Here is a 21,081-nt window from a genome sequence, read left to right as displayed (position 1 = left end):
CTTCCGCAGCGCGCTCGCCGGCCGCAGGATGGCGTCATGCCCCTGGTGAGCGCCGCCCTGCTCCTGCACCACGGTCGCGGCACCGACGCCCACGTGCTCGTCGCGCACATGGGCGGTCCGTTCTGGGCGCGCAAGGACGAGCGTGCGTGGTCGCTGCCCAAGGGGCTGGTCGAACCGGGCGAGGACGTCGGGACGGCGGCCCGGCGCGAGTTCGCCGAGGAGCTCGGCGTGCCGCCGCCGGACGGTCCGGCGGTGGACCTCGGCACGTTCCGGTACACCTCCGGCAAGGTCGTGCACGTCCTGGCCGTCGAGGTCCCGGCCACGCTCGTCGGGTCCCCTGACGACCCCGCGTGCCCCGACCTGACGACGCGTCCGGGGATCAGCACAGCGCAGGTCGAGTGGCCGCCGCGCTCCGGCCGACGCGTCGCCGTCCCCGAGGTCGACCGCGCCGCGTGGTTCCCCCTCGAGCAGGCGCGTCCGCTCCTGGTCGTCGGGCAGCAGCCGGTGCTCGACGCGCTGGTCGCCGCCACGACCTGAGCGGATAGCCGGCATCGGCACCGGATGCACGAAAGGAGCCCAACAGTGTTGGACTCCTCGCATGGCCATCCGCATTAGGCGAGCTGGACCCGGATGGCTGGGTGAACAACTCGCGACGAACCCGATCACTATAGCGTTGCGCCGGCGCGCGATCCATCCACAGACTTGGCGAGGTGCAGTGAGACGACCAGAGGACCTGACGACCTCGGAGGAGCAGCGCCGCGAGCTCGACCGCCTGCTCAGCGGAGGGCGAATGAACAGCTACCAGGCTGCTGTGGATCTCGCGCACGACACCGGCTACGACGCCCTTGACGTCTACGTCTTCAACATGGCGCTCGCGGGCGCCATGCTGGGGCCTCTCCACATCCTCGAGATCACCACGCGCAACGCGATGCACGAGGCATTGGTGACACACGCTGCTCGGCGGGACTGGTGGGAGGCCCCACAGATCACCCTCGACTCGTGGGGGACGCGCAAGGTGGCCGAAGCGCGCGGGAAGGTGACGGAGTCCCGCGGGCCGGCAGGTCGGCCCGCGTGCCCCGACGACGTCGTGGCAGCGCTCGACTTCGGCTTCTGGACCGCGCTCCTTCACAGTCGGTACGAGCGAATGCTCTGGCAGCCGGTCCTGCGACATGCGTTCAGGAACAATCGGCGGCCTCGGCATCAGCTGAAGACTGATCTGGATGCGCTGCGACGGCTGCGCAACCGGATCACCCACCATGAGCCGATCCACTCGCGAGACCCGGTCGCGGACCTGGCTGAGATCGCTCGCTTCATCGGGTTCGTGAGCCGCCCGGTCGCGATCTGGGTCGACGACAGATCGCGTCTGACAGCCGTGGCCCGGGCCAGGCCGGGAACCGCCAACCCGGTTCGACACTTCTAGGAGCGCGCGTCCAGTACCACGGGGTGCGCACCTGTTCCCTCAGCTCCCGCGCAGCTGCTCCATCAGCTGCAGCGTCGCGGGGTCGCGCTGCTCGGGCCAGCCGAAGCCGGCCTCGTCGTCCCACGGCACGGGCTCGTCGTCGACGCTGACCTGCCACGTGCTGCCCGGCAGGGCGCGCCGCAGGTCGGTGAGGGCGCGGCACCAGTGGGCCAGGCCGAGGAACGTGGCGAACGGGTCCTGCTCGGGCAGGGTCGTCGTGCCGAGCAGCGCGGCGTCCCCGGGGTCGGTGAGCGTGAGCAGCTCGGCCTCGAACGGGAAGGTGGCGTTGTGCGCGGCGACGAGACCGCGGGCCGTGGCCACCTCGTCGGGGCTCAGGGCCTGCGGACGTGTCGCGCGGTAGTGCAGCAGGACGGCCATGGCCCGGAGGATACGGGAGGAACCGGGCGTGGCAAGCGTTCTCCTGGACGTGTGTCAGAGACCGTCGGGCCGGCGCTTCTGCGGGTAGGGCGTGCGGCCCTCCGCGAGGTCGGCGACGAAGCCGGCGATGCGACGCGCTCGCGTCTCGGGGCGCTTGGCCTGCCCGATGCGGAGGATGACCGCGAAGCGGTTGCCGGAGGTCAACGCGTCGAACCAGGCACGGGCCGCGGGCACCGCGTCGAGCGCCGCCGTCAGGTCGTCGGGGACCTCGATGGTCGCCGGGCCACGGTAGGCGGCCTCCCACCGGCCGTCGGCCTGCGCCGCGGTGACCTGGGCGCGGCCCGCGTCCTGCATGCGGCCCTCACGCTCCAGGCGCTCCACGCGCTCCACGTTGACGGCCGACCACGCGCTGCGGGCACGTCGCGGCGTCATCCGCTGGTAGCTGCTGTGCGCGTCGCGCCGCCGGCCCTGGCCGTCGATCCACCCGAAGCACAGGGCCTCCTCGACCGCCTGGACGTACGTCAGCGTCGTGACGTCGCCGCCCTTCTTGTGCAGGACGAGCCACACGCCCGTCGGCTGGGCGTGGTGCTCGGTCAGCCAGGCGCGCCACGCGGACGCGTCGGGGAGCAGCAGCTCGGGCAGGTCGTCGGCCACGGCGCCATCCTGCCGCGCACCACCGACACGCGCCCCTACTCGCCCGTCGCGCCGTCGACCGCCTCCCGCAGCAGGTCCGCGTGGCCGTTGTGGCGCGCGTACTCCTCGATCATGTGGACGAGGATCCAGCGCAGCGTCACGGGCTCACCCGTCCCGTGGTGGCGTCGACGGGACTCCTGGTCGAGCCCGCCCGCGGCCAGCGCTTCCGCCAGCGTGCGCTGCGAGCGCGCGACCGACGCGTCCCACAGGGCGCGGAGCTCGTCGGGGGTGTCGTCGGCAGCGCTCGTCCACTCCCAGTCGCGGTCCGCGGCCCAGTCGGCCGACGCCCAGGGCTCGACGCGCTCGTCGAGCCACACCTCGGTGAACCAGTTGTCCTCGACCATCGCCAGGTGCTTGAGCAGCCCTCCGAGCGTCATGGTCGTCGGCGACAGCCGGTGGCGCAGGGCGTCCGCGTCGAGCCCGTCGGTCTTGAGCAGCAGCGTGCGGCGGTGGAAGTCGAGGAACCCGAGCAGCGTGCCCGCCTCGTCGGCGCGGTGCGGGGGCTCGGTGCGCTGGGGCGTCAGGCGGTCGAGGGCCGGGGCGGGTGTCGTGCCGGTGCCGTCCATGCGGCGAGCATGGCAGAGGCAGGTCGGCCTGTCACCGAGCCGGCGGGGCGCCCGCCGGGTGCTGCGGGTCCGTCGACGGCACGCCGGGCGCCGGCTGCGCGTCCGTGTGCGCGACGTGCCGCAGCTGCCGCCAGATCAGCACGACGAACACCGCGGACCCGACGCCCGCGAACCAGAACGGCGCCGTCACGCCCCACTGCTGCGCGAGCCACCCGCCGATCGCGGCGCCCACCACCAGGCCGCCGAACGTCCCGATGAGGTTGACGCTGTTCACGCGTCCCTGCAGCGCGTGCGGCACGGCCCGCTGCCGGATGGTGATCGACGTGGTCCCCCACACGAACGCGTGGGCGCCGAACACGAAGAACACCGGCATGGCCACCCAGGGGCTCGTGGTCAGGGCCAGCGCCAGGTGCGTGAGCGTCTCCACGACCAGGCCCACGCGCATGATCGCGGTGAGGCTGACGCGCACCGTCAGCCACCCGTACGCGGCCACACCGACGAGCCCGCCGAGCGCCTGCGTCGTCGTGACCAGGCCGAACCCCACGTCGCCGAGCCCGATCCGCTGCTGCGCGTACAGCACCAGCACCGACCACGCGGCGCCGAACGTCACGTTGAAGATGAGGATCGTCAGGACGAGCGTGCGCACGGCCGGGTGGTGCCACGTCCACCGCAGGCCCTCGGCGATGTCGGCGCGGACGGTGGACCGCTCCTGCGTGGCGCGGCCGTGGGCGGGCAGGACGACGCGCGAGACGAGCACGACGCCCGCCGCCATGAGCACTGCCGCGCCGGCGAACGGCGACCACTGGCCCGCGACGAACAGCGCCGCTCCCACCGGCGGGCCTGCCAGCTGGTTGAGTCCGATGAGCCCGGCCTGGGTGCGCGCGTTGGCCACCGTGAGGTCGTCACGACGCACGACCATGGGCACGAGCGTGCCGCTCACGTTGTCCGCGAACGTCTCGGCGGTCCCGAGCAGGAAGAGCGCCCCCAGGATCAGCCAGATCGGCGCCGCCTCGACGGTGACGCAGGCCGCGAGCGCGGCGAGCACCACGACGCGCGCACCGTCCATCGCCATGACCAGCCGTCGCCGGTCGACGCGGTCCGTGACGACCCCCGCGAACAGGCCGAACAGCAGCGGCGGCAGCCACCCCAGCAGCGCGGCCAGCGCCACGACGAACGCGTCGTCGGTGCGCGACGCGACGAGCAGGGGACCGGCGGCCAGCACGATCCCGTCGCCGAGGTTCGAGGACCACGACGACGCGAGCAGCCAGCGGAACGGACGTCCGAGGCGCTCGGGCAGGAGGGTCTCGAGCACACGTGCCGGCACCCCGACAGGGTAGGTCGCCCGGTGCGTCGGCCCAGCAGCCTTTCCGGCCCCCGGGCGTCCCTGCCAGACTCCCCGCATGAACCGTGACGACGCCTTCCTGCTGGCCGCCGACGCGGTCCTCGCCCTCGTCGAGCAGCCCGACGTGGCCGCGCGGTGGTCCGGGCCGAGCGCGCTGCCCCGCCTGGGCGTCGGCGGGCTGGCCGTCCACCTGGGCAACCAGGTGCTGCGTGCCGCCCAGGCCGTCACCCGCGACCCCGGGGACCTGCCCGTCCTGGCCGACGCCGACGAGCACTACGCCCGGTCGGCGTGGCCGACGGCCGCGCCCGAGGATCCCGTCAACGACCGCAGCGGCGACGAGACGGCCGCGCTCGACGGCCCGGGGGCGCTGCACGAGCGGATCACCGCGCACCGCGACGCGTTCCGGGACGCCGTGGCCGGCGGCACCGCGCGGGACGTCGTGCCCGTGTCCTGGGCGGGCTGGGCGCTGCGCCGCGAGGACTTCCTGCTCACGCGCATGGTCGAGGTCGTCGTGCACGCCGACGACCTCGCGGCCAGCGTCGGGCTCGACACCCCCACGTTCCCCGACGAGGTCTTCGACCCCGTGCGCGACCTGCTCGTGCGCCTCGCGGTCGCCCGGCACGGGCAGTCGCGGGTCGTCGCCGCCCTGACGCGACGCGAGCGCGCCGAGCCGATCCACGCGTTCTGAGCGGTGAGCGCCCGGACCTGGCCGGGCAGGCCCGGGATGCGCCGATTGGTCTTGTCCCGCGCGCCCCGGCGGCCCTAGGTTCGCGCCTGCGGCGGGGGACGTCGGGCGGCAGGCAGGGGCGAGCACGGTGACGAGCACGACGGACATTGGTGCCGGCACGGACGCGGACGCGGTGCGTCCCACGCTGCGGGGGCTCGGGCGGCGGTGGCGGCAACGTCGCGAGGCCGCCGCGCACCTGCGCCGCCTGCTGCCGTACGCCCGGCCAGGGCTCGTGGCGGTCACGCTGGTGGTGCACGTCGTCGCGGGCGGCACCGGTCGCGTTCATGGCCGGGACCGGCTTCGCGCTGCAGCGTGTGGTGACCGGTGAGCCGGCGACGGGGTGGCTCGCGGTGGCGCTGGTGGCGTTCGTCGTGCAGCAGCTGCTGGCGCCGGTGCAGCTCGTGCTGTCGCGCAAGGTGCAGCGCCGCGTCGACGCCGCCTGCATCGAGCGCCTCACGTCCTTCGCGTTCCACGGCGCGACCCTCGCGGGCCTCGAGCGCCCGGACGTCGCGGACCGGCTCGCGCAGGCGGAGGAGGCGTTCGAGCAGTGGACGCTCACGCCGGGCGCCGCCCTGGAGGGGGCGCTCGCGCTGACCGCCCGGTACACGCAGCTCGTCGGGGCGGTCGTGCTGCTCGCCGTGGTCGTCGGGCCGGGTGCGGCTGCCGCCGCGCTGGCGGTGGCGCTCGTGGCGCGCGTGGGGCAGACCGAGGGGTTCTTCCGCTGGGGGCGGCTCATCCGCTCGTTCGGTCCGCTGCGCCGCCGCGTGGCGTACGTGCGCGAGCTGGCGACGGGCACGCGGGCGGCCAAGGAGATCCGCTCGCTGGGGCTCGTCGGGTGGCTGGAGGACCGGTACGTCGCGGAGAACCGTGCCGTGCTGGAGCCGACGTGGCGGTGGCGTCGGGAGGTCTACGGGGCGCCGTTCGTCGTCTACGCGCTGGTGGCGGCCGTGGGGTCGGTGGTCGCGCTGCTGCTGGTGGCGCGGTCCGGGGCCGACGTGGCGGCCGTGAGCATCGCGGTGCAGGCCGTCGCGCTGTGCGGGCGGTTCGGCGTGATCTTCCCGGAGTCCGACGTCAAGCTCGTCTACGGACGCGGCGCGTGGGAGGCCATGCTCGAGCTCGAGGACGCCGCCCGACGCACGGGGGCGACCGCCGGGGCCGGGGGTGCGGTCCTGCGCCCGGCGCGCGAGATCGCGCTGCGGGACGTGCGGTTCGGCTACACCCCCGACCGGCCGGTGCTCGACGGGCTCGACCTCGAGCTGCGCGTCGGCACGTCGACCGCACTGGTCGGCGTCAACGGCGCCGGCAAGACGACGCTCGTCAAGGTCCTCACCGGCATGTACACCCCCGGCGCGGGGTCGGTGCTCGTCGACGGCACGGACCTGCGCGGGCTCGACCCCGACGCGTGGCAGCGCACCTTCGCCGCCACGTTCCAGGACTTCCTGCGGTACGAGCTGACGCTGCGCGAGAACGTCGCGATGGGCGCGATCGCGCACGTCGACGACGACGCGGGCGTGGCGGCCGAGCTGCGGCGCGTCGGCCTCGGTGACTGGCTCGACGGTCTGCCGCAGGGGCTGGACACGCCCCTGACGCGCGCGGTCCCCGGCGGGCGCGACCTCTCGGGCGGGCAGTGGCAGCGGGTCGCCCTGGCGCGCTCGCTGTTCGCGGTCCGGCACGGCGCGGGTGTCCTGGTGCTCGACGAGCCGACGGCGCAGCTCGACGCGCGCGGCGAGGCGGAGTTCTACGACACGTTCCTCGACCTCACGCGCGGCGTCACCAGCCTGGTGATCTCGCACCGGTTCTCCACGGTGCGGCGGGCCGACCGGATCGTCGTGCTGGACGGCGGGCGCGTCACCGAGGCCGGGACGCACGACGAGCTCGTCGCCCTGGGCGGCGAGTACGCGCGGATGTTCGAGGTGCAGGCGCGCCGGTTCACGGACGGGTCGCCACCGGCGGGCCCGGCCGCCGGGCACGCCGACGACGTCGTGGAGGTGGCACCGTGAACGAGGTCCTGTTCGCCCTGGGCCGGCTGCTGGCCATCGCGTGGCGGCTCGACCGTCGCCGCCTGCTGGTCGGCGGCGGGCTGCTCGTCGCCGGCTCGGTGGCGACGCCGCTCATGGCGGTGGCGGCGGGACGCCTCGTCGACGCGGTGCTCGACGGCGCGGGCACCACGGCCGTCGTGTGGGCCGTGGTCGCCGGCCTCGCGCTGACCGGTGAGCTCATGCTCGGGCACTTCGCGCACCTGTCGTACTTCGCGCTCGCCGAGCTGCTCGAGGAGCGCTTCAACCGCGACCTCGTGCGGCTGGTGAACGGCACGGACCACCTGGACCGCACCGACGACCCCGCGTTCGCCGACCGCGTCGACCTGCTGCGCCAGGATGTCATGCAGGTCCGCACGGCCGTGCAGTCGGGGCTGCAGCTGGGCGCGACCGCGGTGCAGGTGCTGCTCACGGCCCTGGTCCTGAGCACCGTCTCGCCGTGGCCGCTGCTGCTCGCCGGGGTCGCGGTGGTCCCCGTGCTGCTGGGCCGACGCGCCGAGACGCACCTCGAGCAGGTCCGCGAGGCGCAGTCCCCGACGACGCGCGGCATCCGGCACCTGCGCCGGCTCGCGACGAGCCCGGCGTCGCAGAAGGAGATCCGCCTCAGCGGCGGCGCCGACTTCCTGCTCGCGCGCCAGCGCGCGCTGCTCGGGCGGTACGACGACGCCATGACCCGGGCCGACGTGCGGTACGCGCTGCTGCGGACCGTCGGGCAGCTGGTGTTCGGGCTCGGGTACATCGCCGCGGTCGTCGGGGTGTTCGTGCTGGCCGGTCAGGGCCGGGCGAGCGCTGGTGACGTCGTCCTGACCGTCACGCTCGCGACGCAGCTCAGCGTCCAGATGGCCACCGGCATCGCGCTGCTCGGCTCGGTCCACCGCGCGGCGGTCGGGCTGCGCCGGTTCCTCGCGTTCGAGGCCGAGGTCGCCGCCGGCGTCGCACCCGCGGGCGGGGCGCCCGTGCCGGCCCGCACGGGCGACGGCATCCACCTGCACGGCGTGACGTTCCGCTACCCCGACACGGACCGCGCGGCCCTGAGCGAGGTCGACCTGCACCTGCCCGCCGGCACGTCGGTCGCGCTGGTCGGGGAGAACGGCGCCGGCAAGAGCACGCTGCTCAAGCTCCTCACGGGGCTGTACCGGCCGACGGCGGGACGCGTGGTCGTCGAGGGCGTGGACCTCGCGGACGTCGAGCCCGCCGCGTGGCGTGCCCGCACCGCCGCGCTGTTCCAGGACCTGGCGCGGGTCGAGCTGTCGCTGCAGCACAGCGTGGGCGTCGGACGCCTCGCGGACGTCGACTCGCCGCAGGCCGTGGCCGCCGCCGCCGCGCGCGCGGACGTCGGTGCCCTCGTGGCCGAGGTCGGGCCCGACGGCGTGCTCGGCACCGCCTACGCCGACGGGCGCGACCTGTCGGGCGGGCAGTGGCAGGGCATCGGGTTCGCGCGCACCCTCATGCGCGCCGACCCGCTGCTGCTCGTGCTCGACGAGCCCGCGTCCGCACTCGACGCGATGGCCGAGCAGCGGCTCGTCGACGCGTACCGCGAGGTCGCCGCGGACGTCGCCGCGACGGTCGGCGGCGTCACCCTGTTCGTCACGCACCGCATGTCGACCGTGCGCCTCGCCGACCGCATCGTCGTGCTCGACCAGGGCCGCGTCGTGGAGCAGGGCACCCACGACGAGCTCGTCGCCGCGGGCGGCCGGTACGCGGAGCTGTGGGCGATGCAGTCGCGCGCGTACGCCGCGGAGGGGTGAGGCGGTCCGCGGGCGTGACGTGAGGTGGCGGGACGCGGCGCGACGTCAGGTGGCGTCGGGTCTCGCGCCGCGCGGCTCGCGCAGCCGCGCCATGTACATCCCGGGCGTCGTGGCCGAGAACCCGAACCGCTCGTACAGCCCGTGCGCGTCGGCCGTGGCCAGCGCCACGCGCGGCAGGCCCATCGCGTCGAGGTGCGCGAGGACGCCCGCCACGAGTGCCGTCCCGACGCCGTTGCCGCGCTCGGTCTCGTCGACGAACACGTCGCACAGCCACGCGAACGTCGCGCCGTCGGTGACGACGCGCGCGAACGCCGCCTGCCGACCGGACGCGCGCTCGAGGACGCCGAAGCACAGGGACGCGTCGATCGCGGCGTCCTGGACGTCGGCCGCGCGGCCGCGGGCCCAGTAGGAGCGCTCGGACAGCCAGCGGTGCACGGTCGGCCGGTCGACGTCGGCGCGATCGGCCGTGAACCGGTAGCGGGCGACGTCCAGGCCGGGGGGCTGCGTGGAGCCCCGCGCCGTCTCGTCCGCCGTCACGGGCGCGAGGTTACCGTCGGCCCCGGCACCGGTCGAGGGGTGGCGGGAGCGCGCCGGCAGCCGTGGACGTCACGGCGTGGCGGTGAGCACGCCGGGCAGGTCGTCGAACCTCGCTCGCGCGTCGAGCGAGACCACGGCGCGTCCGTGCTCGGCGGCGTGCGCCGCGATGATCACGTCGTGCGCTGCGCGGGGGGTGCCCGTGCGGCGGACGTGTGGCAGGAGCCGCGCGTGCTCGGCCGCGGTGCGCGCCGTGTAGTCCAGGACGACGATCGCGTCGAGGATCGCCGCGAGGGTCCGCGCGCGGGCGGCCGCCAGCTCCGGGGTGTCGGCGAGCTCGATGCCCGTGCGGAACTCGGCGACCGTGACGGCGGCGATCGCGAGGTCGTCCTCGTCGAGCGCGTCCCGGTCGAGCGTGCCGCGCTCGAACGCGATCAGGGCGCCGGTGTCGAGGATCAGGCGCCGTCCCACGGTCCTCCGTCGTCGGTCAGCAGCGTCGTGGCCGCGGCGATGTCGGCCTCGAGGTCGTCGTCGAGCGGAGGGATGCTCGCCAGGGCGTCCCGCAGGCGGCGCCCCCAGACTCGGAGGCGTCGCTACGTCACCCGCCCGACGCCACCGGCGGGACGGCGTCGTCCGTCCGCCACGACGTCGCCGCGAGCTGCGCCACGGGCATCGGGCCGCCGTAGTGGTAGCCCTGCGCCGCGGGGCAGCCGAGGTCCGCGAGCAGCCGCGCCTGCTCGGCGGTCTCGACGCCCTCGGCGATCACGAGCATGTCGAGCTCCGCGCACAGGTCGAGCAGCGCACGGACCATCCCGGTGCGCCGGGCCGACGTCGTCAGCGACGTCAGGAACTGCCGGTCGAGCTTGAGGAAGTCGGCCGGCAGCTCGTCGAGACGGCTGAGGGACGAGAACCCGGTGCCGAAGTCGTCGATCGCGACGCGCACGCCGTCCTCCCGCAGGGCGCCCAGTGCGCGTAGCGCCGCCGGCCCGGACGCCTCGACCACGCTCTCGGTGACCTCCAGGACGAACTGCGTCCGCGGCCAGCCGGCCGCATCCAGTGCCGCCAGCACGCGGTCGGCGTAGCGCTGCCCCACCAGCTCGCGACCCGAGACGTTGACGCCCAGGGTCACCGGCCGCCCCCACGCCTCCTGCAGCACGTGGGCGTCCGCGCACGCGTGCCGCAGGACCGTGGCGCCGAGCAGGTCGATCACGCCGCCGTCCTCCGCGGCGGCCACGAACTCCAGCGGCTCCACGGGGCCGAGGCGCGGGTGGTCCCAGCGCGCCAGCGCCTCGACGGCGACCACCCTGCGCTCCGTGAGCGACACGATCGGCTGCAGCTCGACGCGCACCTCGTCGGCCGCCAGGGCGCGCGCGAGGTCGTCGACGAGCCGGCTGCGGCGCCGCTCGGCCAGCACCGTGCGACCGCGCCCGGCCGCCTTGGCGGCGTACAGGGCGGCGTCGGTGCGGCGCAGCACCTGGGCCACCGTCTCGCCCTCGACGTGCTCGGCGACCCCGCACGAGACGGCCGCCGGCGCGGACGCGCACAGCTGGTCCGCCACGGCGAGCGCCTGCGGCCCGGTCGCCCCCGGCAGCAGCACCGCGAACTCGTCGCCGCCCCGCCGTCCCAGCACCATGCCGGGCACGTCGAGCGCACGCCACGCGTCCGCGGTCTCCCGCAGCAGCTCGTCACCCGCCGCGTGCCCGCGCTCGTCGTTGACGAGCTTGAAGTGGTCGATGTCGACGAGCGCGAGGGACAGCGGCTGGGCGCGGCGCTCGCGACGCTCGACGGCGTGCTCGAGCGCGGCGTCCCACGCCCGCCGGTCGGCCAGGCCCGTGAGGGCGTCGACGCCGGCCGTCGACGCGTGGCGCGCGAGCACGCCGACCACCCAGGCGACCCCCACCCACAGCACCACCAGCGCCGCGCAGACGAGAGCCGGCACGCGGTGCACCGCCAGCAGCGGGACGACCTGGCACGCACCGGCGACCGCGACCAGCACCCATGCGTCACCCCGCCGCAGGAAGAGCATGGACTCGATGGTGACGAGCATGGCCATCGCCGCGGACGCCATCGCGAGCGCGAGGGTCGGGGACCTCGCTGTCCCGACGCCCAGCACGGCGGCACCGACGAGCACGGTGACCGCGATGCCCCGCGGCGGGATCCGTGGCGCGACGGCGAGCAGCACCGGACCGGTCGCCACGGCGGCGAGCGCGAGCACCAGGAACGGGACGCCGTCGGTGCCCATGACGCGTATGACGTCGAGCGAGAGCAGGGTCGCGGCGACCCCGCCGACGGTGAACAGGACAGCGGTGGTGCGCACGAGGACGTCGGACGTGCCGGTGCGCGTCGACGTTGCCACCTTGCCCACCTTCGGGGGCGGCGCGCCGTTCGTCCAGGTGTGCGGTGCTCCGTCAGCCTCCGACGGGGGGAGGATCACCCGCTCGTCACCCTGCCGGGCGACGAGCGTCGGGTCAGCGGCGGAAGCCGCCCTCGGTGGACAGGACCTGGCCGACGACCCAGCGACCGGCGTCGGAGACGAGCCACTCGATGAGGCGCGCGGGGTCGTCGGGCTCGCCGAACCGGCCGCCGGGGAAGTGCGCGACGATCGCGGCCAGCTCCTCGGGGGAGCGCGCCCCCGCGTCGACGTCGAGGTAGCCGGTGTTCACGGGCCCGGGGTTGACGGTGTTGAGCAGGATGCCGCGGTCGGCGAGGTCGTGCGCGACCGAGGCGGTGACGCCCGCGAGCGCCGCCTTCGACGCCGCGTACGCGATCTCGTGGGGCATCGCGCCGTGCACCTGCCCCGACGTCATCCACACGACGCGTCCGCCGGGGCGTCCGTCGTGCTGCGCCGCGAACGCCTTGGTCGCCAGGAGCGTCGAGCGCGTGTTGACCGCCCAGTGGGCGTCGAGGGTCTCGGCGGTCTGCTCGGCCAGCGTGCCGTCACCGCCGCTGCGGGCGTGGTTGGCGACGAGCACGTCGAGGTGCCCGAGGGCGTCGACGGCGCGTGCGACGAGCTCCTCGCCGCCCGTGGGCGCCGCGAGGTCCAGGCTCGTCGCGGCGAGGTGCGCGCCCGGGACGAGCTCGGCCTCGAGCGCCGCGAGCACCGCCGGCACGTCGTCGGCGCCCCACGGCTGCTCCGCGTCGTGCGGGGCCCAGTGCTGGACGAACACGCTCGCCCCCGCACGGGCCAGCCGGGAGGCGACCGCGAACCCGATGCCGCGCCGTCGGCTCACGCCGGTCACCACGGCGGTCCGTCCTCGCAGGTCCTCGCGCACTCGCCGGTCCTCGCGCACTCGCCGGTCCTCGCCCACTCGCGCGTCCTCGCTCATGAGCGGCGACGCTAGACGGTCGGTCCGCCCGGGCGCACGCCGATTCGCGCCGGCGCCCCTGCGGGAGCGCAGGCCGTGAAACGGGCACCCGGGCCCTCACCTGCCCCGTAGGGTGTGGACCGGCACGGACGTCGGGGGGCGAACCGTGTCGCCCGTGACCTGCGACGGTCCCTCCTGCTCCCCGCGGAAGGATGGCCATGGACGCCCGCCCGGTCCCCCAGCCCGCGCTCGACCGCATGGTCGACCCTGCCGGGCACCCCCTGGTCGTGGGCGTCGTCCCCGGGCAGGACCCGCTCGTCGTGCGTACCGCCGCGGCGTGGGGGCGGGCGGTCGGCGCCCCGCATCTGCACCTCGCCTACGTCGACCCGTCGCGCTACGTGGTGCACGAGCGCGCCGACGGCTCCGTGGCCCACATGTCGCTGGACCCCGACGGCCTGGACGACACCTGGCAGCGCGTCCGGGACGAGCTGCGCGCGCAGGCCGCCGAGCACCTCGCCGGGCAGCAGGTCGTGTGGCGCGTGCACTACCTCGCGGGGCGTCCGGACCGGGCGCTCACGCACCTCGCGCGGGCCGTCGACGCGTCCGCGATCGTCGTCGGCAGCCGGTCCGGGCGGCTGCGGGAGCTGCTGGAGGGCTCGATCGCCCTGCACCTCGGGTACCACCAGCACCGGCCCGTGCTGACCGTGCCGTTGAGCGTCGTCGACTGGCAGGACCCGCGGGCGCCGTGGCAGCGGTGACCTCGCCCGACCCGCTGCCCCTGCCCGTCGCGGCGCTGCTCGTCGCCGCAGGCGGCACCGTCGGCGTGCTTGCCCGCGCGCTGCTGACGCAGCCCGTCGCCCCGGGCGCCTGGCCGTGGCGCACCTTCGTGGTCAACGTCGTCGGATCGCTCCTGCTCGGTGCGCTGCTGGCCGTGCTGCAGCGCGGCCCGGACGTCGGCCGGCGGCGGGCGGTGCGCCTCGGCGTCGGCACGGGGGTCCTCGGGGGCTTCACGACGTACAGCACGTTCGCGCTCGAGGTCGAGCAGCTGGTGGCGACCGGCCACGTCGTGACCGGTGTGGCGTACGCGCTGGGCAGCATCGTGCTCGGCGTCGTGGCCGCGGGCGCCGGGCTCCTGCTCGTGGGCCGTGCCCTCGCCGGTCGCTCGCCGGGCGACGACGCCGCGGCAGGCGCGTCGTGATCGTCGTGGTCGCGCTCGCGGGCGGGCTGGGCGCGGCGGCGCGGTTCGTCGTCGACACGGGGGTGTCGCGCGGTCGCGCCCGGTTCCCGGCGGGCACGCTCGTCGTCAACGTGACCGCGTGCCTGCTGCTGGGTGCGCTGACCGGGTGGCTGCTGGCGCACCCGGGGCACGACGGCGTGCGCGGGGTGGTCGGCGTCGGGTTCCTGGGCGGGTACTCGACGTTCAGCACCGCGAGCGTCGAGGCCGCGCGTCTGCTGCTCGCGGGTCGCGGCGCCGCCGGGGTGCTGCACGCGATCGGCATGCTGGTCGCGTGCGTGGCGGCCGCGGTCGCGGGTCTCTGGCTCACGTCTCCCTGACGCACCCGGGTGCCGACGGCCGAGAGCGGGCCGCGCCGTGTCACCAGGACGGCGCGACCCGCTCGACCCCCCGGACACCGGGGAGGGACCCGTCCCGGAAGGCGCGGACCTGTCCGGGTCGGGAGGCGGTGGTGCTGTCCGGCAGCGGGGGCTGCCGGACGGTGCGGCGGACGGCGGTGCCGTCAGCCGGTGGGTGTCGTCAGCGGGCGCTGCAGGTCAGCGTCGGGGTCGACGGCGTACCGCTGCCGAGGAACCCGAACGACGCGCTCCCGTTGGCCGGGATCGAGCCGTTCCACGACACGTTGCTCACGACGACCTGGTCACCCTGCGGCGCGAGCGTGCCGTTCCAGAGCTGCTGGATCTGGCTGCCGGAACCGCTCCAGCTGACCGTCCAGCCGGAGATCGCCGCGCCGGCGCGCACCGTCACCTCGCCCTGGAACCCACCGGGCCAGGAGTTGGTCGTGGTGTACGTCGCGGTGCAGCCACCCGAGGGCGGCGGCGTGGTGGTCGTCGGCGTCGGCGTCGGTGTGGACGTCGGCGTGACGGACGGCGTCGGGGTGGGGGTCTGCGTCGGCGTCACCGTGGGCGTGGGCGTCGGGGTGGGGGTCGACGTGTCCGTCGTCGAGCGCAGCGCCGTGAAGAACTGCCAGATCTCGCCGGGCACGTGCGACTGCTGCTTGCCGCGGTCGACGGCGGCCCACTGGTGGTCGCTGTCGTTGGCGATCCAGACGACCGGGAAGCCGTCACGGCACTGGTAGGTCGTCTTGGTGTGGGCCTGGCCGCTGTTGCCTGCCGGCTCCGGTGCGTTCTGCGCCTGGCAGCCGTTGTTGCGCAGCGCGCGGTCCCGCAGGGCCCGGCCCTGCGAGATGTTGAGGACGCTGTCGACGACGCCGTGCGACCCGAGGTACGCGATGGGCTGCGTGCCGCCCTCGCAGCCGGACAGCTGCGCGCCGTTGAGGACCGCGACGCCGCGGAAGACGTTCGCGCGGGCGCAGGCCAGCGCGTTGCTCATGCCGCCGCCGTAGCTGAAGCCGGTGGAGAACCGCTGCGAGGTGTCGACGCACAGCGCGGCCTCGACGGTCCGCAGGATGTCGTCGATGAACGTGACGTCACGCCCGCCGGAGTTGGGCCACGCGTTGTCGATGCCCTGGGGCGCGATGAAGATCGTGCTGTTGTTGGCCAGCGGCTTCAGGCCGTAGAAGTTCTCGTTGACGACGTCCTGGGACGTGCCGTGCCACCAGTGGATCCCGAGCACCAGGCGGTACGCCTTGTTCGGGTCGTAGTTGGCGGGCACGTCGAGCCGGAACTGACGCTGCTGGCCGCTGCTGGTGATCGTGTGGTTGCCGGTCGCCAGGCGCGGCGCGCTGCCGCAGCCGGCGGTGACGGCGGTGGGGGCGACGCCGCCCGCCAGCGCCGCGACGGGCGAGGCGGAGGCGGGCGTGACGAGGGCTCCGAGGACGAGGGCCGCGGCGGATGCCGCGATCACCGCCCGCAGGCGGGTAGGGGCGTTTCTGGGTCGCACGGTGGGGTTCCTCCCTGGCGGTGCGTCGGCCGCGATGCCGGACGCAGGTCGACCGTGGGGTGGCGAACGTTCACGGTCCGGCGAATGTAGCGATACACCACCCGCCCGGCGTAGGGGCCGAAACGGTTCGTACGCCAACGGATCCGGCGGTCCGCGCGGGACCGACGGCGCCACGCCGCGTCGCAGGCTCAGGGGCGCTGCCACACCAGCGCGTACCGCCACAGCGGCAGCCGCCGCCAGCGCGCGCCGGGCAGCACCTCCCGCATGATGTCCCGGACCTCCGCATAGGTGTGCGGGGGCGGCCAGAGCGTCGGTGCCGTGTGCTCCCAGTAGGTGCGGGTGCGGCCGAGCACCTGGTGCTGTGCGACCCCGGCGAGCTCCCAGGGGGCGTCCCGCCAGCCGACCGACCGGGCCATCCCGACGTCGACGAGCACGCCGCCGGGTGCGACCAGCGTCGACAGGCGTCGCAGGCCGTCGGCCAGGTCGGGCAGGTGGTGCAGGACCGCGACGGACGCGACGACGTCGAACGCGCCGGCCGGGAACGGCGATTCCAGGGCGTCGCCGTGCATCCACGCGATGTCGTCCCCCGCCGCCCGCGCGCGGGTCAGCACGTCCGCGTCCAGGTCGATGCCGACCACGTGCGGCACGCGTCGGCGCAGGTCGGCGGCGAGCAGCCCGTCACCCGTGCCCACGTCGAGCGCCGTGCGCGCGTGCGCCGGCACCGCGTCGAGGACGAGCGGGTGGTAGTGGAGGTTGTGGTTCCACCGCTCCGAGGGTGCGTTCATGCCGGGAACCTACCGAGAGGGGACGGTCGACGTCCGGCCTTCCGGCCGCTGCCAGCAGCGGGTGCACGAACTGCGGCGTGACTGGATCGACCTCTCACGGTCTGGGGGGGGTGGGGGGGAGTGCGGGGTCAGGGGCGGGGGGTGTGGGGGGTGTGGGTGCGCATGGCGTGCGCGACGGCGGACGACTGGGTGTCGTCCTGCGCGTCCAGGCCGGTGACGACGCCCGCGTGGTCCGCGGCCGAGCGGTTCTGGCTCAGCTTCGCCTTGGCCTCGACGCGCTCGACCAGCAGCTCGATGCCGACGATCGCCCGCAGCTGCTTCTCGACGAAGACCTCGGGGGCGTCCGTGACCTGCCAGCGGTCCGGCCGGCCGGCCTCGTGGCGGTCCGTGAGCGCCGTGACCGCGTCGCGCAGCCACGCCGGATCCGTGTGCACACGGGCCCGGCCGGTGAGGTGCACGGCCGAGTAGTTCCACGTCGGCACCATGCGCCCGTGCTCCGCCTTGCTCGGGTACCAGGTGGGGGAGACGTACGCCTGCGGGCCCGTGACGACGGCCAGTGCGGGGGCGTCGTCGCCGATGGTCCGCCACTGCGGGTTGGCGCGGGCCATGTGCAGCACGAGCCGGTCCCCGTCCCACACGACGGGCAGCAGCGTCGAGACCGGGTAGCCGTCGGTACCGACCGTCACGAGCTCGGCCGAGCCGGCGGCCGCGACGAGCGCGCGGATCTCGTCGGCGTCGTCGAGGGCGTTGAAGACGGGCACGTACACCCGGCGAGCGTAGCGGCGGGTGCGTCGGCCCGACCGTGCGACGGGACGGCTCGGGGCCGCCCACCGGAGGGGTGCTCCGGCGGACGGCCCCGCGGGTCGTGCTGGTCGTGCTGTGCTGACCTGCGTCAGCGTGCGGTGCAGGTGGCGGACGGGACCGTGTTGTTCCCGCCCGAGTAGAACGTCACGCCGAAGCTGTTGTTGCCCGCCGACGTGAAGGTGTTGCCCGAGCGCGTCGCGTTCCAGGAGTTCTGGACCGACTGGCCCGAGCCGGGGCTGACCGTGACCGACCAGTTCGAGGCGCCGGAGACGGTGTAGGTGACGTTGAAGCGGTCGCCCCACGACTCGCCCGCGACGGCCGTTCCCGTGACGGTGCAGGAGCCGGTGCTGCCGCCCGTGTTCCCACCGGTGTTCCCACCGGTGTTCCCGCCGGTGTTCCCACCCGTGCTCCCGCCGGCCGGCGCGACCGCGCGACCGGTGGAGGCCGAGATGTGGCCGGTGCACAGGTTGCGCGACTGCAGGTCCTGCAGGATGCCGGGCAGCGCCTGCACGGTGGCCGCGGGCCAGTCGTGCATGAGGATCGTCTGGCCGTTGGTCAGTCGCTGCGCGGCCGAGCGGATGCTCGACGACGACGCGTTGTTCCAGTCGTTCGAGTCGACGTCCCACGTGACGACGCGCAGGCCGAGACCGGCGGCGACGTTGTTGACCGTGCCGTTGACCTCACCGTACGGCGGGCGGAAGACCGTGGGCGTGACGCCCGCGGTGCTCTGGATCGCCTGCTGCGTGCGCGAGAGCTGCGACTGGACGTCGCTCTGGCTCATGTTCACCAGGTGCGGGTGGTCCCAGCTGTGGTTGCCGATCTGCAGGCCGGCGTTCTTGTAGGCCTGCATGAGCGAGGCGTTGTTCTGCGCGTTCTGGCCGGTCGGGAAGACCGTGGCCGTGGCGTTCGCGGCCTTGAGCGCGCTGATGATCTGGTTCGTCGTCCCGGAGTTCGGGCCGTCGTCGAACGTCAGGCCGACGTAGCCGGCCGAGCAGTTCTGCGTGGTGCCACCACCGGTGTTGCCGCCGGTGTTCCCACCCGTGTTCCCGCCGGTGTTGCCGCCGGTGTTCCCACCCGTGTTGCCGCCGGTGTTGCCGCCCGTGCTCCCACCGGCCGCCGTGCAGCTCGCGGACGGGACGGTGTTGTTGCCGCCGGAGTAGTACGTCACGCCGAAGGTCTGGTTGCCGGCCGACGTGAAGGTGTTGCCCGAGCGGGTGGCGTTCCAGGAGTTCTGGATCGACTGGCCCGAGCCGGGGTTGACCGTGACGCTCCAGCTGGTCGCGCCGGAGACGGTGTAGTTCACGTTGAAGCGGTCGCCCCACGACTCGCCCGCGACGGCCGAGGCCGTGACGGTGCAGCCGTTCGACGTGCCACCACCGGTGTTGCCGCCACCGGTGTTGCCGCCACCGGTGTTGCCGCCGCCCGTGTTGCCGCCCCCGCCGGAGCCCTCGGTGACCGTGATGTCCGACGAGCCGGAGGACTGGTAGCCCTCGGTCGCCATGATCATGTAGTTGTGGTTGCCCAGCTGCATGCCCTTTGACGCCCACGCGGAGAAGTGGTTGCCGGCGGTGATGGTGCCGCCCACGCGCTTGGACTGCCGCACCGACCAGAACTGCTTGAACGTCGAGGAGTCGCCCTCGATCGACGGGGCGTTGACGCGGGTCGTCTCGTAGATGTCGTACGTGCCGCCGTCGGTGGTGACGGTGCCCTTGTGGGTGCCGGTCGGGCGGTAGGTGCCCCACGAGTCGACGATGTAGTACTCGATCAGCGGGCCGTTGGTCCACCCGTACAGCGTCAGGTAGGCGTTGCCCGAGGGATTGAACTGACCGGAGTAGCTCACGACCTTGGAGCTGTCGCCCTTGGACCAGCCCTTGCCGATGACGAAGTTGCCGGTGTTCTGCCACCGCGTCGTGTACTTGCCGCCCCCGTTCATCTCGGAGGAGACGGTGCCCTGGCTGTCGGTCCAGAACGAGTACCACAGGCCGTCCGTGCCGGTCTGGTTGGTCGTGATGGTGGCCGCGGTCGCGGGCGCGGCCACGGCGACGCCGCCGGCGGCCAGCGTCGCGGCGGCGACCGTGCCCAGGAGGGCGCGCAGGGTGCGCTGCCCTCTCCGGGCCGGTCGGGCCGTGTCGAAAGTATCGAGCATCAAAGGCTCCTCTGTGCGAGCACATCGGTGGGACAGGAGTCCGAGCCGGCGGGTCAGGTGGCGCTCACCGGCTCGTACGTGGGGTGAGCCAGGCGCGGGTGGCACCTCGGACACCGGACTTCGTCAGTGTGGCCGAGGCGAATCCGCAGGTGAACAGGCCACAGGCTGCCCAAACCGTTTAAGGGCGTCACGACCACCCCGGGGTGGCTCTGCGAGCGCTCGTGCGCCCCAGGACCGACACCGCCCGCCGTCGGCACCGAAAGTGATCGGCGCCGAGGGCGGGCGGTGGCGGACGTGCGACGGGGTGCCGAGGACGACCCCGGCACCCCGTCATCGTGCTGTCAGGAGCAGATGCCCCAGGGGATGTAGTTGATGTTCTGCGACCCCTTGTAGTACGTCACGCCGAAGCTGTTCGAACCGCTGGAGCGGAACGTGTTGCCGCTGCGGGTGGCGCCCCACGAGTTCTGGACCGACTGGCCGCTGTTCGGGTAGACGGTCACGGACCAGCTCGACCGGCCGGACACGGTGTAGTTGACGTTGAAGCGGTCGCCCCACTCCTCGCCCCGCGTCCAGCTGACGGTGCAGCCGTTGGTGGTGTTGCTGCCGCTGTCGTTGCCGCCGGTGCTGCCGCCGCCGCCGGTGTTCCCACCGCCGCCGTTGTTGCCGCCGCCACCGTTGTCGGCGCTGCCCGTGCCGACCGTGATGTTCGACGAGCCGGAGGACTGGTAGCCCTCGGTGGCCATGATCATGTAGTTGTGGCGGCCCATCTGCATGCCCGCACGCGACCAGGCGGAGAAGTGGTTGCCGGCGGTGATGGTGCCGCCGGTGCGCTTCTGCTGGCGGACCGACCAGAACTGCTTGAACGTCGAGGAGTTCCCCTCGATCGACGGGGCGTTGTAGCGCGTCGTCTCGTAGATGTCGTACGTGCCGCCGTCCGAGGTGACCGTGCCCTTGAACGTGCCGGTCGGACGGTAGGTGCCCCAGTTGTCGACGATGTAGTACTCGACGAGCGGGCCGTTGGTCCACCCGTACAGCGTCAGGTAGGCGTTGCCCGACGGGTTGAACTGGCCGGAGTAGCTGACCGCGCGGTCGCTGCCCGTGGACCAGCCCTTGCCGATGACGAAGTTGCCGGTGTTGCGCCACGACGTCGAGTAGTTGCCGCCGTTGCCGAGGACCGCGGAGACGGTGCCGGGGCTGTCGGTCCAGAAGGAGAACCAGTAGCCGCTGTGGGTGCCGGTCTGGTTGCTGTTGACGTTCTGCGCCGAGGCCGGTCCGGCCAGGGCGACGGTGCCGGCGACGAGCGCGCCGGTGGCGAGCGCGCCCACCGTGGCGCGCAGCGAGTGGCGACGGCGGGGGCGTCGCGCGAAAGTGTCGGTCATCTGATGGCACTCCCTAGGGCAGTCGAGCGGGGGACGTGACGGTTCGGCCGACCCGCGCTCCCACCTGCGTGCCGGCGGATGTCGCGACGGGAGCGTGATCGGC

At 74.2% G+C, this 21,081-nt stretch carries 21 protein-coding genes; 8 read left to right on the top strand and 13 right to left on the bottom strand.

The genetic code is table 11. The features are described 5' to 3' along the window. Positions 1-36: 36 nt before the first annotated feature. Both IR158_RS13405 and IR158_RS13400 read left to right on the top strand, forming a co-directional pair. A complete protein-coding gene (locus IR158_RS13405; protein WP_291813821.1) occupies positions 37-537 on the top strand; it encodes an NUDIX domain-containing protein in 501 nt (166 codons plus the stop codon). A gap of 253 nt (positions 538-790) precedes the next feature. After that, on the top strand, positions 791-1,420 hold the full coding sequence (locus IR158_RS13400; RefSeq protein WP_291813819.1) for a hypothetical protein: 630 nt from the start codon (positions 791-793) through the stop codon (positions 1,418-1,420). A gap of 39 nt (positions 1,421-1,459) precedes the next feature. Here the strand turns inward: IR158_RS13400 and IR158_RS13395 are convergent, their stop codons facing one another. The 4 genes from IR158_RS13395 to IR158_RS13380 are packed head-to-tail and all read right to left on the bottom strand — an operon-like array spanning position 1,460 to position 4,420. Next, on the bottom strand, positions 1,460-1,837 hold the full coding sequence (locus IR158_RS13395) for a hypothetical protein (RefSeq protein ID WP_291813817.1): 378 nt from the start codon (positions 1,835-1,837) through the stop codon (positions 1,460-1,462). A gap of 54 nt (positions 1,838-1,891) precedes the next feature. After that, positions 1,892-2,491 carry a YdeI family protein gene (locus tag IR158_RS13390; RefSeq protein ID WP_291813815.1) on the bottom strand — a complete coding sequence of 200 codons (600 nt, stop codon included), beginning with the start codon at positions 2,489-2,491 and terminating at the stop codon, positions 1,892-1,894. Between the two features lie 35 nt (positions 2,492-2,526). Beyond that, complete coding sequence (locus tag IR158_RS13385; protein WP_291813813.1) at positions 2,527-3,096, bottom strand: DinB family protein; 570 nt, start codon at positions 3,094-3,096, stop codon at positions 2,527-2,529. A 31-nt stretch (positions 3,097-3,127) separates the two neighbouring features. Beyond that, entirely contained in the window at positions 3,128-4,420 is a 1,293-nt protein-coding gene (locus IR158_RS13380) for an MFS transporter (RefSeq protein ID WP_291813811.1), read from the bottom strand. Positions 4,421-4,496: 76 nt separating this feature from the next. Here IR158_RS13380 and IR158_RS13375 point away from each other — a divergent pair, with 76 nt between their 5' ends. The 3 genes from IR158_RS13375 (at position 4,497) to IR158_RS13365 (ending at position 8,949) form a co-directional block, all read left to right on the top strand. Beyond that, a complete protein-coding gene (locus IR158_RS13375; protein ID WP_291813809.1) occupies positions 4,497-5,126 on the top strand; it encodes a maleylpyruvate isomerase N-terminal domain-containing protein in 630 nt (209 codons plus the stop codon). 323 nt (positions 5,127-5,449) lie between these two features. Then, complete coding sequence (locus IR158_RS13370; RefSeq protein WP_291813808.1) at positions 5,450-7,165, top strand: ABC transporter ATP-binding protein; 1,716 nt, start codon at positions 5,450-5,452, stop codon at positions 7,163-7,165. After that, positions 7,162-8,949: an ABC transporter ATP-binding protein gene (locus tag IR158_RS13365; protein ID WP_291813806.1), complete on the top strand. Its 1,788-nt coding sequence runs from the start codon at positions 7,162-7,164 to the stop codon at positions 8,947-8,949. Before IR158_RS13370 ends, IR158_RS13365 begins: the two co-directional genes overlap by 4 nt. A 45-nt stretch (positions 8,950-8,994) precedes the next feature. On the opposite strand, the gene IR158_RS13360 is transcribed toward IR158_RS13365, so the two are convergent. The 4 genes from IR158_RS13360 to IR158_RS13345 form a co-directional block, all read right to left on the bottom strand. Then, a complete protein-coding gene (locus tag IR158_RS13360; RefSeq protein WP_291813804.1) occupies positions 8,995-9,486 on the bottom strand; it encodes a GNAT family N-acetyltransferase in 492 nt (163 codons plus the stop codon). Between the two features lie 69 nt (positions 9,487-9,555). After that, positions 9,556-9,954 carry a PIN domain-containing protein gene (locus tag IR158_RS13355; RefSeq protein WP_291813802.1) on the bottom strand — a complete coding sequence of 133 codons (399 nt, stop codon included), beginning with the start codon at positions 9,952-9,954 and terminating at the stop codon, positions 9,556-9,558. Positions 9,955-10,081: 127 nt separating this feature from the next. Then, complete coding sequence (locus IR158_RS13350; protein ID WP_291813800.1) at positions 10,082-11,839, bottom strand: bifunctional diguanylate cyclase/phosphodiesterase; 1,758 nt, start codon at positions 11,837-11,839, stop codon at positions 10,082-10,084. 112 nt (positions 11,840-11,951) lie between these two features. Further along, complete coding sequence (locus tag IR158_RS13345) at positions 11,952-12,809, bottom strand: SDR family oxidoreductase (protein ID WP_291813799.1); 858 nt, start codon at positions 12,807-12,809, stop codon at positions 11,952-11,954. 197 nt (positions 12,810-13,006) lie between these two features. Between IR158_RS13345 and IR158_RS13340 the strand changes: the two genes are divergently transcribed. From IR158_RS13340 to IR158_RS13330, 3 genes are read left to right on the top strand one after another with little or no spacing between them, the layout of a single operon-like run. Further along, a complete protein-coding gene (locus tag IR158_RS13340; RefSeq protein ID WP_291813798.1) occupies positions 13,007-13,546 on the top strand; it encodes a universal stress protein in 540 nt (179 codons plus the stop codon). Next, positions 13,534-13,986 (top strand): CrcB family protein, encoded by a 453-nt coding sequence (locus IR158_RS13335; RefSeq protein WP_291813796.1) that lies wholly within the window; start codon positions 13,534-13,536, stop codon positions 13,984-13,986. Before IR158_RS13340 ends, IR158_RS13335 begins: the two co-directional genes overlap by 13 nt. Beyond that, positions 13,983-14,342: a CrcB family protein gene (locus IR158_RS13330; RefSeq protein ID WP_291813794.1), complete on the top strand. Its 360-nt coding sequence runs from the start codon at positions 13,983-13,985 to the stop codon at positions 14,340-14,342. The genes IR158_RS13335 and IR158_RS13330 overlap by 4 nt, the downstream gene beginning before the upstream one ends. A 199-nt stretch (positions 14,343-14,541) precedes the next feature. Here IR158_RS13330 and IR158_RS13325 read toward each other — a convergent pair whose 3' ends face one another. The 5 genes from IR158_RS13325 to IR158_RS13305 form a co-directional block, all read right to left on the bottom strand. After that, a complete protein-coding gene (locus tag IR158_RS13325; RefSeq protein ID WP_291813793.1) occupies positions 14,542-15,828 on the bottom strand; it encodes a cellulose binding domain-containing protein in 1,287 nt (428 codons plus the stop codon). A 224-nt stretch (positions 15,829-16,052) separates the two neighbouring features. Next, positions 16,053-16,649, bottom strand: coding sequence for a bifunctional 2-polyprenyl-6-hydroxyphenol methylase/3-demethylubiquinol 3-O-methyltransferase UbiG (locus IR158_RS13320; protein ID WP_291813792.1), 597 nt, complete (start codon positions 16,647-16,649; stop codon positions 16,053-16,055). Positions 16,650-16,777: 128 nt separating this feature from the next. Continuing rightward, a complete protein-coding gene (locus IR158_RS13315; RefSeq protein ID WP_291813790.1) occupies positions 16,778-17,416 on the bottom strand; it encodes an FMN-binding negative transcriptional regulator in 639 nt (212 codons plus the stop codon). 125 nt (positions 17,417-17,541) lie between these two features. Beyond that, the gene (locus tag IR158_RS13310) at positions 17,542-19,599 is read right to left on the bottom strand and encodes a glycoside hydrolase family 11 protein (RefSeq protein WP_291813788.1); all 2,058 of its coding nucleotides are present in this window, start codon (positions 19,597-19,599) and stop codon (positions 17,542-17,544) included. A 341-nt stretch (positions 19,600-19,940) separates the two neighbouring features. Beyond that, positions 19,941-20,978, bottom strand: a complete 1,038-nt coding sequence (locus tag IR158_RS13305; protein ID WP_291813786.1) for a glycoside hydrolase family 11 protein — start codon at positions 20,976-20,978, stop codon at positions 19,941-19,943. Positions 20,979-21,081: the final 103 nt, after the last annotated feature.

Origin of the sequence: Cellulomonas sp. (genome assembly GCF_015234515.1) — a bacterium.
Lineage (GTDB): Bacteria > Actinomycetota > Actinomycetes > Actinomycetales > Cellulomonadaceae > Cellulomonas.
The sequence above is the reverse complement of the archived record's forward strand: the minus strand, read 5'-3'. Positions and strand labels throughout refer to the sequence as shown.

Bases quoted from the DNA above. Each gene is read 5' to 3' on its own strand.
- IR158_RS13405 (WP_291813821.1), top strand. From the start codon at position 37: ATGCCCCTGGTGAGCGCCGCCCTGCTCCTGCACCACGGTCGCGGCACC.
- IR158_RS13375 (WP_291813809.1), top strand. From the start codon at position 4,497: ATGAACCGTGACGACGCCTTCCTGCTGGCCGCCGACGCGGTCCTCGCC.
- IR158_RS13400 (WP_291813819.1), top strand. From the start codon at position 791: ATGAACAGCTACCAGGCTGCTGTGGATCTCGCGCACGACACCGGCTAC.
- IR158_RS13385 (WP_291813813.1), bottom strand. From the start codon at position 3,096: ATGGACGGCACCGGCACGACACCCGCCCCGGCCCTCGACCGCCTGACG.
- IR158_RS13345 (WP_291813799.1), bottom strand. From the start codon at position 12,809: ATGAGCGAGGACGCGCGAGTGGGCGAGGACCGGCGAGTGCGCGAGGAC.
- IR158_RS13310 (WP_291813788.1), bottom strand. From the start codon at position 19,599: ATGCTCGATACTTTCGACACGGCCCGACCGGCCCGGAGAGGGCAGCGC.
- IR158_RS13340 (WP_291813798.1), top strand. From the start codon at position 13,007: ATGGACGCCCGCCCGGTCCCCCAGCCCGCGCTCGACCGCATGGTCGAC.
- IR158_RS13395 (WP_291813817.1), bottom strand. From the start codon at position 1,837: ATGGCCGTCCTGCTGCACTACCGCGCGACACGTCCGCAGGCCCTGAGC.
- IR158_RS13320 (WP_291813792.1), bottom strand. From the start codon at position 16,649: ATGAACGCACCCTCGGAGCGGTGGAACCACAACCTCCACTACCACCCG.
- IR158_RS13370 (WP_291813808.1), top strand. From the start codon at position 5,450: ATGGCCGGGACCGGCTTCGCGCTGCAGCGTGTGGTGACCGGTGAGCCG.
- IR158_RS13305 (WP_291813786.1), bottom strand. From the start codon at position 20,978: ATGACCGACACTTTCGCGCGACGCCCCCGCCGTCGCCACTCGCTGCGC.